The organism is Spirosoma sp. (assembly GCF_048594605.1).
Classification (GTDB): domain Bacteria; phylum Bacteroidota; class Bacteroidia; order Cytophagales; family Spirosomataceae; genus Spirosoma.
Map to the genome: position 1 here is coordinate 1 of NZ_JBMDWV010000384.1, position 16143 is coordinate 16143.

A 16143-nucleotide genomic window follows, 5' to 3' on the forward strand; every position below is an offset into this window, starting at 1 on the left:
TATCTGATTGCCGTAGCAGAACAAAAAGAAATTGCTTTCCAGCGTCAGGCGGTTAGCCGCTCGACCGGCACGGATACCGACGCTTTTGCCTACGCGACTGAAGGCATTGCTTCCGCGCTGATTTCGCTCCCGCTGAAGTACATGCACACGACCGTCGAAACCGTTCATATGGACGACGTACAGAACGTAATCAAGCTGATGTACGAAACGTTGTTGTCTTTAAAAGGTGACGAAGATTTCCGGTATATTAAATAGACAGAGTAGCCCAGCACCATTTGCTGTTACTACCCATTCATAAGCCCGTTCCAGAACGGGCTTATTTTTTTGTCCAATCAATTCAATACACCGTTTACTCAATTGAGACAATATAAAGTATACGCCCATCCTGGTTTATCTAATTTTGAGTCTCATCAGAATCCGACCTGATAGTCAGTTCGATTCGCATATACGTATCAAATTCTCCACTCATTCAATCTCCTGCTTTTATGAAGATGTCCTTTATGAAATCGTTGCTGGCGGTCATGCTGTCGGCGTTGGCCTGGGCCTGCACAGATCACCAAATTCCATCGGCCCCTACGTTAGCCGAATCCTGGATTAACGGCTGGGATTCGCAGAAAGTCCTGGCTATTCCAAAAGGTCAACGGCCTGATCCGTCAGTGTATCTGCAAGCGCCTTACATTACGTATCAACTGTCGCTGTTTAAAAATGGGGCGTCGTATCTGGTTACGAAAAAGTCGCTGGACGATTACGGCCGGGATTTGCTGGGTTATCCAGATAACACCCAATTTGTGATGGCAAAGCAGGAAATGGACGCCATGCTGCAAAAAACCGCGAAGAACGTATCGGCCATTGAGGTCGAATTAGGGATTCCGGCGGGTAGCTGGCAAGGAAAACCGTTAGCCCGAATCGATATTCCCAATCCCGTAGAATTACATGTTCGCTTACCTTCGGGCAATGAAATGGGGGCCAATTCGCTTTGGTTGCCCGGAGGTAAACTGCCAACGGGCTATTCAGAAGCCGTAGTCGACCGTATACCGAAAGGTAAATACGTTGAATCGGATTTGTAAGCAATGGATTTTATGAAAGAATTAGCCAAAGAAAGCTGGAATTATACATTAGCGGAAAACGAGTCAGGCGATCTGGTTTTTACGGTAGTCGCTGGCTCGGTCGGTTTGTACGAGATAAAAATTTACCTGACGCAAACCGAGATTGATCAGTATCAAAAAGAAGGAAAAGCGTATCTGGCCAATCTGGCGAATGCGATACGTACCAATGAGCAGCAATTCAACTCCCGAAAGATTTCTGACTGAATACGTTCCTGTTTCAAGCTTGATGGATAAAGTCACTACGTTCTCATTCGACGAAGCCCGGTGAGAACGTAGTGACGTTGTCGTTGATACGTTATGAGGTTTTCGGTATTGGTGCGTATTCGAGAACGGACGCTTTCAGTACGTCGATTAGCCGGGTTTTGACTTGCTCACGATTAACGGCCAGACAAACTTCACGAGTTGGTTCGGGATACTGGAAGCTACGTACGTATTTCCGGCGATCTTCCGGAAGTTCGAGCACCGCCAGTTCGGGCAAAATAGTGATACCACCATTACGATCAACCATCCGCATGAGTGTCTCGATACTTCCAGAACGGTAGTTAAAGCTATAACCAAATGTACTGTTTCGACTTAATTCACAGAGTTGCTGAATCTGGGTTCGGAAGCAGTGTCCCTCTTCCAGAAGCCAGAGTTCGTTGGGTTCGATATCGCCGGGCAGAATGTACTGTTTGTTATAAAGACCGGTTTTCTCTGAGACGTACGCAAAAAACCGCTCTTTATAAAGCGGAATCTCCTGCAAGGTCGGATCATCAGACAGCGACGCAACAATGCCTACGTCCAGATTACCTGTCTTTAGCTCCGTAACGATACGTTCGGTTATCATCTCCGAAATGTGCAGCCGAATATCGGGGTATTGCCCAATAAAAGCCTGCACAAAATGAGGCAGCAAATACGGCGCAATGGTTGGAATCACCCCTATTTTCAGCTCACCCGATAAGTCGCCGTTATATTGCCGGGCCATTTCACTGAGCCGCCCGGCTTCGCGCAAGATCACTCTCCCCTGATCAATGATCTGACGACCGATGGCCGTCGGTATAATCGGTTGTTTGGTACGGTCGAAAATCTTTACCCCCAATTCATCTTCCAGCTTTCGGATCATCATGGACAGCGTGGGCTGCGTTACGTTGCAATGATCAGCGGCCTGTAAAAAATGACGAAAATTATCGACGGCGGCAATGTATTCTAACTGTTGAATATTCATCAAACGATTCGTTAATCTGCTGCAAAGTATATCAGCAAATGGGTAGTACGGTCTGTCTTAAGATTATACTTACGCAGCTACTTTAACTGATTTAGCGATTGTGCGTTTCAAAAAGCTGTTGAATCCGACCAATCCAATCTCTTCAGCCTATAGTTTTCTTGCGGGTGCCGAAATAAAGCGCGTTTTCAATCACTTTTTTCTCTTCCCATACTAGTTTTACCAATCCGCGTTCCAGTTCACTTCGGCATAAAAAATCAGGAATAGCTGAGAACCCTTCCCCACCACTCAGCCAGCGTATAATGGAACAGATATTGGGTACAATATAATTCGGTTTAAAATCGGGTGCCGATTGAAATTCAGATACTCCATACCGGCGGCCGCACTGTACCAGATTTGCTGTTTCAACCGGGCTTCTACCGTACCGATGCACTCACGGGCATTTTCTCTGGAAAGTAACTCTTTCACGACGTAGAAAAAAACGCAGATATCGACCGCAACAAGCTTCTTTATCTGACTCATTTGAAAAAGTACTGCTGAATCATCCAGAGCAAGTAGCAATCGCTCATTAGTAGCGGATCGAACACGCAGGTGATTGGAATAGTACCAGAACAGAAAAAGCGATCCCGGCGCAGGCCGGGATCGCTTTTTCTATCAGTTCAATCGGAACGATTACGCTACTCATTCTGACGGAAGCCATTACGTCCCTGGCCTCTGTTACCGCCATTGTTCTGTTGGAACGATCGGTCAAATGAGTTTCTTGGCGCTGTAGCCCCTACCCCGAACCGACGCAGGTTATACACGAAACTGATCATGAAATAACGGTTCAATACCCGGCTCTGTACTTCTTCGGTGTACGTATCCGTTACGTTCCGTACAATGCTCTGATTCTGATTCAGCAGATCAAACGCCTGGAACCGGATTTCGGCCTGATTCTGCTTAAACAACTGCCGGGACAACGTAGCATTCCAGAGCGTATACGACTGATTATAGCTAGCCGAACTACCCCCATAATGGTTGTAATACACATTGGTCGCGAACGTGAACCGGAGCGGAAGCTGGTAGAATACATCCAACGTAACAGTCTGATTCAGAAAGCTTGTGTTCTGCTTCGGCTGTAGCGAGTAACGGGCAGACTGCCAGTTGATATTTCCCGACAGATTCAGGTCTAACTTTTCCGTAAAATTTGAACTCAGGCTGATGCCTTGCCCAATCAGAAAGTTTTTCGCCAGATTAGACTGCTCGTTAATGAAGCTCGTTCCCCGGTTGTACGTTACGTTCGTCGATAGATTCAGATTCGTTTTCTGTGCTCCCAGTTTGAGAGGCTGGCCCCACACAAACGATCCGTTAAGGCTGTAATACCCATCTGTGTTGATCGGTCGGGTAGTTTGTGCGCCCGCTTCCGAAAACACGGTTGAGTTAACAATTTTGTTGTCAGTTCGGCTCGCGTTCAGAAAGACAAACATATTGCGGAACGTAGCCGAATTGAACTTGTTATAATTCAGCGATACGGTATGGCCGTATTCGGGCTGTAGATCAAGATTACCTAACTGAATGTTCAGTGGGTTTGTGTTGTTAGCCACCGGCTGTAACTGGTTCACAGAAGGGGCATTAATGCGCGTGCGGTAATTGATACGTAGCCGTTGCCCCTTACCGAAATTGTACGTAAACAGAGCATTGGGGAGCAGGTTCCTGAAGGTTCGGTTGAGATTTGTATCGCGGCTCAGGTTATCGGAATTCAAACTCGCCTGCTGCGCATCCACCCCAAAGGCGTAGCTGTATTTCAGCCGTCTTGTTTGCCAGGTCAGCCCCGCCCGATTCGTCATATAATCATTTATAAAGCGGTTTGTCAGGGCCTGGTTCAGCAAATCGTACTGGCTCGTTGCTTCGTTGAAGTCATTTACAAACCGATTGGACGTATTGTGATTGTTCGAAAGATTGTAGTGAAACTCAAGCGTTTGGCGAAGCGAGAGCGGTTCGGTATAACTCACATTCACGCTGTTAGTCATTGAGCGCGTCTGCTGATTGTTACGTTGGTTGATTGTCTGCGTAACCAATCCTGTGGAATCTCTGATGATGGTTCCGGTCGCTAACGTAGTCGACAACCCATTGAACGTATTAATCGACTTATTGACCCCTTCATTATCCTGGTCATTCATCGCTACGTTCCAGTTCACCGAAAAGGTACGCCCCTTTTTCTGAAACTTACGTAACAATAAAATCGAATTGTTGCCCGTGAAGCCAGAGCCTGCCGAGTTGTAGTTCGTTTGGCTGGTGTTGGTCAATACGCCTTCTGCGTTGGTTGTCTGCGACTGGCTAAAATTGTTATAGTTTGAGTTCAGCCACGACAAATTCGGAATGACCCGAATGGTGGTCAACGTATCGAGTCGGTAATCAAGGCGCAGATTGATTCGGTGATTCGTGTTCGTATTGTCAGAGCCATTGGCCTGGTTTCGAACAAAAGCAGAGGCTGAATCAGACGGGTTTGTTCCGCCCGACGTAACGCCCGTCGGTATTACGTTGGTCCGAACGCTACGTTGATCGGTCAGCGTGTTGGTATTGCTGACGTTGTAACTGCTGACAACGTCAATCTTTTTACCCCAACCGTCGCGGTAATTAATCCCACCCGCCCACGATTGTGTAATGGCGTTGCTACCAACCTGGCCACCTCCGTTTCCTCCCCCACCGTTTTGTCCACCTCGTATTACGTTCCCTCCGCCACCGGCGCTTCCGCCCTGTCCTTGGCCAGCCCCTCCGAAGTTGCTGCCAAGGCCGAGGTCCTGCGCCGTAAAGCCCTGCTGATTAATGTTATTGGCCATCCCCAGCACCGAAATCTGTCGACCGTCATTAAAGTGGCTCAGACTGACCCGGCCCGAATAACGTGCATTATCATCAGGTTTGGGTCCGGCGGCAATCGACTGCTGGCCAAACGTACCTTTCCGTTTATCCTTCTTGGTAGTAATGTTGATGGTTTTTTCGCGGTCGCCATCATCTACGCCCGAAAAAGTCGACTGCTCCGATGACTGGTCAAACAGCTGTACCTTATCAATGATATCGGCTGGAAGGTTCCGGGTAGCCATTTTCGGATCGTTGCCGAAAAAAGGCTTCCCATCGACAAGCACTTTCGTAACGGACTGTCCCTGAGCCTTTACCGTGCCATCCCGATCGACTTCGACGCCTGGAAGTTTCTTGAGTAAGTCTTCGACCTGTGCATTCGGACGGGTTTTGAACGAACCGGCATTGAATTCCAGCGTATCCCCTTTGACGGCAATCGGCGCTTTTTCGCCCTGCACCGACACTTCCATCAGCGTCTGCGACTGAGCCACTATGTCAATTGTGCCGACATCGGCGACCGGATCGTTTTTTGTCACAGAAACTCGCTGAACCCGGCTACGATAGCCAACATACGTAACTAAAACCCGGTATTGGCCTTCCGCAATTTTCGGAAACACAAACTTTCCGTCTCCATCCGTAATCCCAAACGAAACAAGCGACGAATCGCGGGCCAGCATCAGCGATACAGACGCTTCCAGCAGGGGTTTACGTGTCAGCGAATCGACGACGGTGCCCTGTATGGTCGATTGCGCAAACGCGGCATTTATGAAAAAGGAAGAATGAAGAATAAAGAATACTCCGTACAGGAATCGTTTCAACTTACTTTGATACTTGCTCATTTCATATCAGGCATTATATACGCTTCATTTCTCCGCGCTAGTTCCGTGGCATTGGCATATTCTGCATCATTTTCTGCCGAAAATCGGCCATGCCTCTCCGACGTATTTGTTCCATTTCTTCAGTAGAGACGACTTTGGCTTCTTTCGGTGGCTGTACCGTGGCCTCAGCAACGGCTTCTACCAATACGTTCGTTGCTTTGTACGACTCGTTATCCGATTCAATCTGCATAACAACGCCTTTGGGTGGAGTCAGATCCGCAACGGGCGAGTACGTAAAAGGTAGATCCGTTGTGTACCAAACCGTATAGGTGGCTTTACGATGCGTAGCCGTGGCTTTGTGGCACAGGTAACCTGCAATTTTTTTGGTTTTGTCGGTCTCTTTCCAATCCGTTGCGGCTGGCATTGGTCGCTCGGTACGGTACGTCTGGCTGGTCGCCGAGTCTTTTTTTACGGTCAATACGTCGATGCGTTGCCGATTCGCCAGATCCAGAAAGGTTGTCTGTTCAAAGGGAGGAGTCATACGCTGTCCATTACCACCCCGCCAGGGACGATTTCCGTCACCCGAACTGCCGGGTCCATTCTGCCCTGGGCCACCGTCGCTCCTATTTCGACGCATCATCATACCTTGCGGACGGTCGCGTTCTTCTTTCGCCATTGTACCCGCAAAAACGAGCTTCTGCGTGAAGTTTACTACCTCAGGTGCCCCTTCCGAAGGTTCGGTTGCGTTGGCTTCTCCGCCCGGACCAAATCTGCGCATCTGCGAAAAATCGATCTGGCGTAGCCCTTCATACGTAATCTTACCAGATGCCGGAGCTGCTGTCTGCGCATACATCAGGGGAGCAAACAAAGCCGTAATAAGAATGGTGAATAAGGATCGTTTCATGGCCGAATGAGTTATTCTGAAAGTAAACGTTGCACATTTTTTCCGACTTTTAGACAGAATCTTTTTGAAAGCGTTTAAACGAATGCTGAGTCGGTTTTTTTAGTCGGCGAATGCCTGGTGCCTCTAGCTCTTCTGGTATGATGAATTCACTACGTATCATTTCTGTCGTTCCCTCACAAACCGAATTACTAATTGACCTGGGCCTGGATGACGAACTCGTAGGCATCACAAAGTTTTGTGTTCATCCGGCCGATAAAGTCAAAGGCAAGGCTATCGTCGGCGGCACGAAAACGTTGGATATTGAAAAGATTCACCACTTAAAACCAACGCTTATTCTGGCGAATGAGGAAGAGAATACACGTGATCAAATTGAAGAACTCCAGCAACGATATGCTGTTCATGTAACTGATGTAAACACGTTTCCCGATGCCCTCAGCATGATTCGGGAGGTAGGTACCCTGGTTGGCAAAAAGCCGGAAGCCGAAGCTCTGGCTTGTCAGATTGAATCATCTTTTCAGCCAGTCCTGACGGCTTATCGTCCAACCGTTGCTTACCTGATCTGGCGAAAACCCTACATGGTTGCGGCCAATGATACGTTTATTCATACGATGCTGGAAATAGCGGGTTTTCGTAACGCATTTGCCCACCTGACTCGCTATCCAGACGTAACGTCTGCAGCTCTTCAGGCCGCTCACCCCGAGTTAATTTTCCTATCGTCAGAGCCTTACCCATTTACTCACAAACACGTCACGGAGTTTCAGGCCATCTATCCGTCGGCGAAAATCCAACTGGTAGATGGCGAGATGTTTTCGTGGTATGGTAGCCGATTATTGCGGGCCTCAAACTATTTTAAGAACTTGCGTATCGAAACTTCTCCTCAATGATTCGAGACCAGGCAGGCGATACGCTCTCCATTGCTTCTATTAACCTGATTTTGTTCGCGGCCCGGCAGCAGGGTGTAGATACGGATACACTGGCGCGCAGGGTAGGCATTACTCCCGAACAGCTACGCGATCCGGATGGCCGGGTTCTGATCCGGCAGGTACAGGCGCTCTGGCGGGAAATTGTAATGACTACCGGCGACTCTACCATTGCGCTCAAATTGGGCGAAATTGTGAATCCTGTGGCGATTGGTGTGCTGGCTTATGTCATGATGCACAGCCCTACCCTGGGCCGCGCGTTCGATAAACTCTGTCAGTACCAGGATATTGTTTGCGAGGGTGTTGTTACAAGCGGCCAATTAACGCCATCGGGCAATCAGTTTGTTCTATCGTTACGTATCGTCAGCCACGATATCATTTATCCAGAACATACACTTAACTCCGAGCTGTCAATTTATTTGTCGGCCATGCGAGCGTTGAGCGGACTTCAGATTACAGCCGATGAAATCCGCTTCGCTTATCCACGCCCAGCCGACATTCGAGAGCACGAGCGTGTATTTGCTCCCGCTAAACTGACGTTCGATGCCGACGTAACCGCTATGGTATTTGACGCAGCGCTGCTCGATTTACCCGTACTGAACGCCAGCCCTGCCTTATCCATACTGTTTGAAAAACACGCAACCGAAATTCTTGCCAGGCTTAAAGCGCCGTCGTTGAGTAGCCGGGTCAGGTCGGAGATCGTTGCGATTATGAAAGGCGAAGAACCCACATTAGCTATCGTTGCCGATCGAATGGCCATGGGCATACGCACACTTCAATTGCATTTGAAAGAAGCCGGTACGTCGTATCAGCAATTGCTTGACGAAACCCGTAAAGAACTGGCACTCAGCCATCTTCGCGAACCCAACCTCAGTACAACCGATATTGCTTATTTGCTCGGCTTTGCCGAGCCGAGCGTATTCTTCCGATCGTTCAAGAAATGGACAGGTCAAACGCCGGGCGCCTTTCGGCTTGCACATGCGCAGGCATAAAAGATGAAATCGCACTATTTTTTATAGGAACCAAACACAACCTGATTGATGAAAAAACACTTTATTACCATTACGCTCACCGCTCTATTTCCTCTTATAGTATTCGCTCAGCAACATTCCGAACAGAAACACGATAAATACGTCTGGCCAAAAGATGAACAGGTTAAAAAGAAGCTTCAGAATTGGCAGGACATAAAATTTGGCTTGCTGATGCACTGGGGTACCTATAGCGAATGGGGCGTTGTTGAATCCTGGTCGCTCTGTCCGGAAGACGAAGGCTGGTGCGAACGGAAAGGTCCGCACGCCGGAAATTGGTACGAGTACAAAAAAGCGTATGAAAACCTCCAGACGACGTTTAATCCTGTCAAATTCAATCCGGAACGATGGGCTGACGCGGCTCAGAAAGCAGGAATGAAATACATGATTTTCACGACCAAGCACCACGACGGATTCTGCATGTTTGATACCAAACAGACCGATTATAAAATCACGGATAAAAAAACACCGTTCTCCTCGAACCCGCGTAGCAACGTAACAAAAGAAATTCTCGAAGCTTTTCGCAAACAGAATTTCATGGTCGGCACGTACTTTTCCAAACCGGATTGGCATACCGAACACTATTGGTGGCCTTACTTTCCGCCTAAGGATCGTAACGTCAGCTACGATCCTAAAAAGTATCCAGAACTTTGGAAGAAATTCTCTGACTTTACCTACAATCAGATTCAGGAGCTGATGACCGACTATGGGAAAGTGGATATCCTTTGGCTCGACGGGGGCTGGGTACGTCCGTTCAGCACCATCGATTCGACCATTAGCTGGCAACGTACTATTCCATATAATCAGGATATCGACATGGCCCGTATTGCTGGAATGGCCCGTCAGAACCAGCCCGGCCTACTGGTCGTGGATCGGACCGTATCAGGTGAGTTTGAAAACTACGTAACGCCTGAGCAATCGATTCCGGACCATTATATGCCCATCCCTTGGGAAAGTTGTATGACTATGGGCAATAGCTGGTCGTACATTCCGAAAGAGACGTATAAATCAGCCCGAAAATGGGTGCAAACGCTGGTCGATATTGTGGCCAAAAACGGAAATCTTCTGCTCAACGTTGCTCCCGGACCAGATGGTGAGTGGCATGAGGAAGCCTATCAGCGATTGCAGGAAATAGGCAAATGGATGGCTGTTAACGGCGAGTCAATCTACAATACGAAACCGGTAGCGCCGTATCGACAGGGGCAGTGGGCTTTCACGTCGAATGGAAAATCTGTATATGCTTCGTACTTACCTACCGATTCGGAAACGCAGATTCCGGCCAGTTTATCGCTGCCATCCATCACTACGTCCTCAACGGCTAAAGTAACAATTCTGGGTACAAGCCAGTCGCTTAAGGCAACGAAAACAGCAGCGGGCTGGAACGTAGCAATTCCCGAGAAAGTCCGTAAGCAGGTCGCCGGACAACCTGTATGGGTATTAAAGATCGGATAGACTTTTCAGCTCAATACCCCCTACATTCGATTCCAGCCTTGTAGGGGGTATTAAGCTATCCTTACTGTCTGGCGCCATCAGCCGGATTTCAGTTATATGCTGAGGGTAAAGGTTATTTGCTTATGCCCACCATCGATCGATCGATCCTGAACGACGAAACCTGATTCTTCATTAAAGAGTCGGTCACCAATATGAGGCAGTAAACCGAACGTATTGTAGAACTGCTGGATACTATTAAAGCAAATTTCCATCTTGGCTATCCAGGTGTCGGTTACAATTGGATCTTCGTACCAATCGTCGGCTCTCGACAGCAGTCTCACCTGGTGAAGCAACCTATCCGAAAGCAGGAATTTGATTTTCCAACCCCGAATTATCCAGTCGGAGTGATCAATAACATCGACGATTACTTTCATACTGACGGTGTAGGTATAGGGTTCACAGTGAATTCTATACCTACAGCGCCAATAAGTTGTTTAGTCCCAGTAAGGAAATGGGCCGTAATGACTATAGAAGCAAAAGATATGGCAGCTCTTTACTACGTAGATCAGGCTGCATTCAGCAGCATTCCAGCAGACTTAGCCTTTCCAATGCCTGTTTCTGGCCAGCCTGAGCCAGAGTTCTGTAGTGACCATACTGGGCCAATAGCGAGCTATAGCGGTTTATTAAATTTGTTCGCAACCGCTCATTAAACATATAATCCTCGGTGTGCTGATACAATACTTCCAACTGATTGATGGTCTTTGTCAGCTGATCCAATCTATCTTCATAGAGCTTTACCCGCTGCCGTGTTAGCTCAACGTACCACGTATCGTTCTCCTCGGTCGTTCTTGTTGATTCACTTAAAACGGTTTGCCATTGCTTTTCCAGCTGTTTAATCGAATCGGAAAACTGCTGCCCATCAAAAGCCTCAACCGGAAGTTCAAGACGGCTTTTTTCATCAATAATGCAGGCATTCAGTAAGGTATCGCCCTGAGACGCAATGGCGCTCAAAATGTCCAGAGCATTTTCCAGTTCCTCCTGCTGATAGAAAAAATTCCGCAGTTGTGCGCTTGCATCAATAGCGGTAAATGAAAGGATCATAGAGATATCATTTGATCAGACTTACACTCTTTATTTCTTTTGTAGACAACCCCTGTAAGCCTGCTTTTCAACATTTGCAGGAATCAACTACGCAATATCTGTAAAGTTTTTAATTTCCTGGAAAGATTTACTTAGTGGGTGATTAAGCACAAAAAAGCCAGACATAAGCGCTTATGTCTGGCTTTAATCATCATATGACTACCAAAGCAAAACGTATCTATTACGTCATTTGCTCTTCGGCCACCGACTTTGCTTTGTTGTAGGCATCCTTAATCGAATTGCCAGTGGAGGCCAGCGCCTTTTTAGCCGATGTACCTGCTTTATGCGCTTTATATCGGTATTTCATTTTGTCGTAAGGGCTTGCCTGACGATACGTAAAATAAAGTCCGGCAATGACACCCGCTACGACGCCTACACCTATGGCTAACTGAGTCAGTTGCTCTTTCTGTTTGGTATCAGCTTCATTTTTCGGCATCATGTCACTCCTTGTGTTAGCCGCTATCAAGGGATCAGGCAATACATGGGCTGCGGCCACGCGCACTTTGTTCATCCAGCCCGCTACGACGTGGTCTTTGCCTTGCATCAAAGCGTCATAACCTTCTTTGGCAACGTCGGCTGGATTAGCCGTTTTGGCCGGATCAGCTCCTTTGACATGAGACGCCCCTGCTGCATTGAAAAAGTTGGTATTCGTAGCGCCGGGCATCAGTACCGTAACTGTTACGTTGGTTCCCTGCAATTCATTACGTATGGCCTCCGAAAAGGATTTGATAAACGCTTTCGTCGCGCCGTACACTGCCATCATTGGGTTCGGGACCACCGACACTTCGGATCCCAGCATCAGTATTTTACCCGAATTACGGCTCACCATATCCTTGACATAAAGCTTAGTGAGGTGCATTAAGGCAACGGCATTCACCTGCACTACGTCCAGTTCTTTTTGCAGATCGGTTTCAGTAGCAAACTGACCATATTCGCCAAAGCCCGCGTCATTGACCAGTACGTCAACATGAATGCCTTTACCGTGGGTTTCGGCATAAATTTCTTCAGGGGCTTTAGTATCGGCCAGATCTTTCTGAATGATTGTTGTTTCGGTACCGTACTGATTCCGGTGGGTTGCGGCTAACTGTTCCAGCATCTCAGCGTTACGTCCTACAACCACCAGTTTATAGCCGTCCTTGGCAAAGAGTCGGGCCAGTTCCCGTCCAATTCCACTGCTGGCACCGGTAATAAGAACAGTTTTCCCCGTTTGATTTTCCATAGTTGAGTTTGTTAAAATATCAATTTTCAGGTTCTCCTTTAAACACGTTAATAATCAAGGTTTCAGCACAACTTTTGTACAATCGTCCTGCTTGTTCTTAAACATATCGTAGGCGCGTGAAACCTCCGACAGCGGCAAAATATGCGAGATAACATCGTCGAGTACAACTTTACCCTGCACCACAAGGTCGAGTAAGTAGTCGATATTTTTGTGTACGAACGACTGGCCGCTACGTATGGTAATACCCTTATCGAATACGCGTCCCATCGGGAAGTTGTCGGATGGGCTACCATACACGCCAACGACTGAAACAATGCCGCCCCGCCGTACGGCCTGAAAGCACAGTTCCAGCACTTTCGTTGTTCCTTTCTCCAGATTTACGACGGCTTTGGCCTTTTCCAGAAACGACCGGTTCGCTTCCATACCCACTGCATCGACACAGAGATCGGCACCCCGCCCTTCGGTCATTTGCCGGATCGCATCGACAGGATCTACCTGGTCGGGGTTGATGGTTTCGACTTTGTTCACACGCCTTGCCCGTTCCAGTCGGTATTCAAGCGGGTCAATAGCTATCACACGCCCTGCCCCCTGAATCCAGGCCGCTTTCTGTGCCATAAGCCCCACCGGTCCCGAACCAAAAATGGCTACGGTTTCGCCACCTTTCAACTCGCCCCATTCGATGGAGCTCCAGCCCGTAGGAAAAATATCGGTCAGGAAAAGCACCTGCTCATCCTTGAGCGATTCGGGTACGTGGCGCAGCCCATAATCGGCGTAGGGTACACGCACATATTCAGCCTGCCCACCGTTATAACCACCGTAAAGGTCGGTATAGCCAAATAGCCCCCCTCCTTTTTGTGACAGCAGCCCACCATCAGGCCCGTAATGCTCAGGGTTTGAGTTTTCACACTGCATTTGCAGATTATGCTGACAGAAAAAGCATTGCCCACAGGCAACGGTAAAAGGGACCACAACACGATCACCTTTTTTCAGATTTGTTACGCCCGAGCCTACCTCTTCAACGATGCCCATAAACTCATGGCCGAGTACTTCGTTCTGAAGCTGGGGAATAAAGCCATCGTAGATATGCAGATCGGAGCCGCAAATGGCCGTTGACGTAACGCGGATGAGTGCATCCCTGGATTCTTCAATACGTGGGTCATCGGTATTCTCCAGGCGGATGTCACCGACTTTGTGAAAAACTGCTGCCTTCATAAGAGCTGTTCAAAAAACGTTGAGATTCTGTTTTCTCTAACTAACTCTTATGGACATGGTTTCGACAAATCTAGTTAGTGGACTGATTAACAAGGAAAAAGGAGACAAAACGATTGATAGTCAGCGATTCGATTATCAATTTTACTACGTATCAGTCATTGCCGAAAAGGCAAAAGCCCGCTATCGGTTTCGATGAGCGGGCTTTTCTCTGTCAGAGAAAGTGATATTAATATTTATTGATAATAGAATCAGGCAAAACCTTCACGTCAATACCGGTGGCTTTAAACAAATTATTTCGATTATTCTGACCGTCAACGTAAGCCGGATTCACGACCATCGATCGATTGTAGTAGTAGGAAGCCAGTTCCAGTTTCTGACGGTTATTCTGCATAATTCCTTCGTTCTGGTAAATCACACCCAAATTGTTGTAGGCAGGTGCATAGGCATTTGCCGCCCGCATGGTCTGCTTATAGTAATACTTGGCAGAATCCACGTTTGGGGTAATTTTCTGGAACACATACGCCATTGAGAAGTATGCTTCGCCGAAGCTCGGGTAGATTCGGGTTGATTCCTGCAGATGATCGAGCGCCCAGCGCCCATGCGTATTGGCCCGGGCAATGTTGCTATCAATTAAAGTTTGAGCCTTTTTGATTTGTTCGGGCGACGGCTTCGGTTTCAAGGCATTGGTGGCATTAGCAATAGAATCGGCCTTTGCGCGGTCCTTCAATCCTTTTTCAATCCACTCGTTTGCTACGTGCCGCTGCACCTGGCAACTGTTGGGCGCATAGGGCAAAGCCGAGTTGAAAAGCACGAAGTTATTCTCCCAGTCGGGGTTCCGTTCGATGGTTTTAAATGAATATAATCCGGCCACTACAGCGACGATGGCTATCATCGGTACGTAGCGCGCCAGGGCAGGCTGAGTCGTTATCTCAGGCTCGGTCGGTTGTGCGGATTCATTACGTATCAGAAACTTCTGCAAGGTCCAGACCAATACAAAAGCGAAGCCCATTACAGCCGCATATGTAAAGCGTTCGGCAAAAATCCCGCCCCGGAACCAGATAAAACCCAATCCGGGCGCCATGGTAACGAAGAACCAGAAGATACCAAATCCCCAGAGTGTTCGCTTAATGAATCCCTTCCAGGCTAACCAGATTAACCCAATGAACGTAACGAATCCCGCCCAGGTCAGCATATCTCCTTTACCACCCGACGGAATTACGTTATAGGAATAATCGTACACCAGAGGATGCGGGAAAATAATCAGCCGGATGTAGTACATCAGAAACTTGAACATGGTCGACTTCTGCGTCTTTTCAATGGCATACGGATAATTGGCCCAATCGACGGGTGGTGTACCGCTCAACGTACCGATCATCTGCTTTTTCTGGTAGAAAAAGATAGCCGTTACGATCAGAAAAGGCCATAAACTTACCAGCGACTGCGCAATGGTGCGACGGGCAAACCAGTATTGCATGGCAGGAATCAGTGCCAGACTTACAATGGAAGACTCTTTCGATAGGAAAGCCAGATAAAGCGATATGCAAGCGCCAGAAATCCAGCCCATTTCCTTTGTTTCCAGATAGCGCCAGTAGGAAAGCAGCATCAGCGAAATGAACAGGAAGCTCAGAATTTCGTCGCGGCCTTTGATGTTGGCAACAATTTCCGTGTGAATGGGATGGGCAATGAACAGCAAACCAATTAAAAATGCCGTAATAGTTTGAGCCGACAGCCATTTCTGAAGCAGCACGCCGATCACCACCCCTGTTAATCCATACAAACCAGCATTAATCATGTGGCTGATATGAGGATTGTCTTTAAAATATTCCTGTTCCAGCGCAAACGTAATGAGCGACAACGGGCGGTAATACCCAAGCGAAATATTGCTGAAATGCCAGAATTCGGTACGTAGCAAATCCGGAATACCGGCGATACCTTTCTTAACGAACAGATTCTGACCAATGGCAGCAATATCGTCGAGCGCATACTGATGGCCGAATGTATTGACGTAGAGCAGAAATCCAATGACTCCCAGAACAATGGATGGCCACCAAACCACAGGACGCGATTCAATAGGCAGGTCAGGAGCCGTCGATGCAGACTCGGTCGATTTCGTTATTGGTCGTAGAGGAGTGCGAGCCGTAGTGTCGCCGGAACGCCCTGTAGCTGGTCGTACAGGATTCGTTATCGGCGTTAGAGCGGGTTTGGGCGTTGCCGCTCTTTCATTAGCCGGACGTGTATTACCAGCGCTCGGCGTTTGCTTTTTTTTGGCCATAATAGCAATTAACTTGTCTATTTCAGGGTAATTTAGTGCTTTATAAAGTGTAGCAGA

15 protein-coding genes and 1 pseudogene are annotated in these 16143 nt (G+C 48.0%); 7 read left to right on the top strand and 9 right to left on the bottom strand.

The genetic code is table 11. The features are described 5' to 3' along the window. The 3 genes and pseudogenes from ACOJS8_RS23855 to ACOJS8_RS23865 form a co-directional block, all read left to right on the top strand. Positions 1-255 (top strand): annotated as a pseudogene (locus tag ACOJS8_RS23855) (M42 family peptidase); the annotation flags it as partial. Between the two features lie 230 nt (positions 256-485). Continuing rightward, positions 486-1067 (top strand): hypothetical protein, encoded by a 582-nt coding sequence (locus ACOJS8_RS23860; RefSeq protein ID WP_420151067.1) that lies wholly within the window; start codon positions 486-488, stop codon positions 1065-1067. Between the two features lie 12 nt (positions 1068-1079). Continuing rightward, a complete protein-coding gene (locus ACOJS8_RS23865; protein ID WP_420151068.1) occupies positions 1080-1310 on the top strand; it encodes a hypothetical protein in 231 nt (76 codons plus the stop codon). 91 nt (positions 1311-1401) lie between these two features. Here the strand turns inward: ACOJS8_RS23865 and ACOJS8_RS23870 are convergent, their stop codons facing one another. From ACOJS8_RS23870 to ACOJS8_RS23885, 4 genes are all read right to left on the bottom strand, one after another. Further along, a complete protein-coding gene (locus ACOJS8_RS23870) occupies positions 1402-2310 on the bottom strand; it encodes a LysR substrate-binding domain-containing protein (protein ID WP_420151069.1) in 909 nt (302 codons plus the stop codon). A 285-nt stretch (positions 2311-2595) separates the two neighbouring features. Next, on the bottom strand, positions 2596-2829 hold the full coding sequence (locus tag ACOJS8_RS23875; RefSeq protein WP_420151070.1) for a hypothetical protein: 234 nt from the start codon (positions 2827-2829) through the stop codon (positions 2596-2598). Positions 2830-2984: 155 nt separating this feature from the next. Further along, entirely contained in the window at positions 2985-5981 is a 2997-nt protein-coding gene (locus tag ACOJS8_RS23880; RefSeq protein ID WP_420151071.1) for an outer membrane beta-barrel protein, read from the bottom strand. 37 nt (positions 5982-6018) lie between these two features. Continuing rightward, positions 6019-6864, bottom strand: a complete 846-nt coding sequence (locus ACOJS8_RS23885) for a GLPGLI family protein (RefSeq protein ID WP_420151072.1) — start codon at positions 6862-6864, stop codon at positions 6019-6021. A gap of 140 nt (positions 6865-7004) precedes the next feature. Between ACOJS8_RS23885 and ACOJS8_RS23890 the strand changes: the two genes are divergently transcribed. From ACOJS8_RS23890 to ACOJS8_RS23900, 3 genes are read left to right on the top strand one after another with little or no spacing between them, the layout of a single operon-like run. Further along, complete coding sequence (locus tag ACOJS8_RS23890) at positions 7005-7748, top strand: helical backbone metal receptor (protein WP_420151102.1); 744 nt, start codon at positions 7005-7007, stop codon at positions 7746-7748. Further along, positions 7745-8776 carry an AraC family transcriptional regulator gene (locus tag ACOJS8_RS23895; protein WP_420151073.1) on the top strand — a complete coding sequence of 344 codons (1032 nt, stop codon included), beginning with the start codon at positions 7745-7747 and terminating at the stop codon, positions 8774-8776. Before ACOJS8_RS23890 ends, ACOJS8_RS23895 begins: the two co-directional genes overlap by 4 nt. A gap of 48 nt (positions 8777-8824) precedes the next feature. Further along, positions 8825-10264 (top strand): alpha-L-fucosidase, encoded by a 1440-nt coding sequence (locus tag ACOJS8_RS23900; RefSeq protein WP_420151074.1) that lies wholly within the window; start codon positions 8825-8827, stop codon positions 10262-10264. Between the two features lie 92 nt (positions 10265-10356). On the opposite strand, the gene ACOJS8_RS23905 is transcribed toward ACOJS8_RS23900, so the two are convergent. From ACOJS8_RS23905 to ACOJS8_RS23920, 4 genes are all read right to left on the bottom strand, one after another. Then, a complete protein-coding gene (locus ACOJS8_RS23905; protein ID WP_420151075.1) occupies positions 10357-10677 on the bottom strand; it encodes a hypothetical protein in 321 nt (106 codons plus the stop codon). 142 nt (positions 10678-10819) lie between these two features. Then, complete coding sequence (locus ACOJS8_RS23910; protein WP_420151076.1) at positions 10820-11344, bottom strand: hypothetical protein; 525 nt, start codon at positions 11342-11344, stop codon at positions 10820-10822. A 220-nt stretch (positions 11345-11564) separates the two neighbouring features. Next, on the bottom strand, positions 11565-12602 hold the full coding sequence (locus ACOJS8_RS23915) for an SDR family NAD(P)-dependent oxidoreductase (RefSeq protein WP_420151077.1): 1038 nt from the start codon (positions 12600-12602) through the stop codon (positions 11565-11567). A gap of 54 nt (positions 12603-12656) precedes the next feature. Beyond that, entirely contained in the window at positions 12657-13814 is a 1158-nt protein-coding gene (locus tag ACOJS8_RS23920; protein WP_420151078.1) for a zinc-dependent alcohol dehydrogenase, read from the bottom strand. 55 nt (positions 13815-13869) lie between these two features. Between ACOJS8_RS23920 and ACOJS8_RS23925 the strand changes: the two genes are divergently transcribed. Then, positions 13870-14010, top strand: coding sequence for a hypothetical protein (locus tag ACOJS8_RS23925; protein ID WP_420151079.1), 141 nt, complete (start codon positions 13870-13872; stop codon positions 14008-14010). Between the two features lie 30 nt (positions 14011-14040). Here ACOJS8_RS23925 and ACOJS8_RS23930 read toward each other — a convergent pair whose 3' ends face one another. Further along, positions 14041-16086: a tetratricopeptide repeat protein gene (locus tag ACOJS8_RS23930; protein ID WP_420151080.1), complete on the bottom strand. Its 2046-nt coding sequence runs from the start codon at positions 16084-16086 to the stop codon at positions 14041-14043. Positions 16087-16143 lie beyond the last annotated feature (57 nt).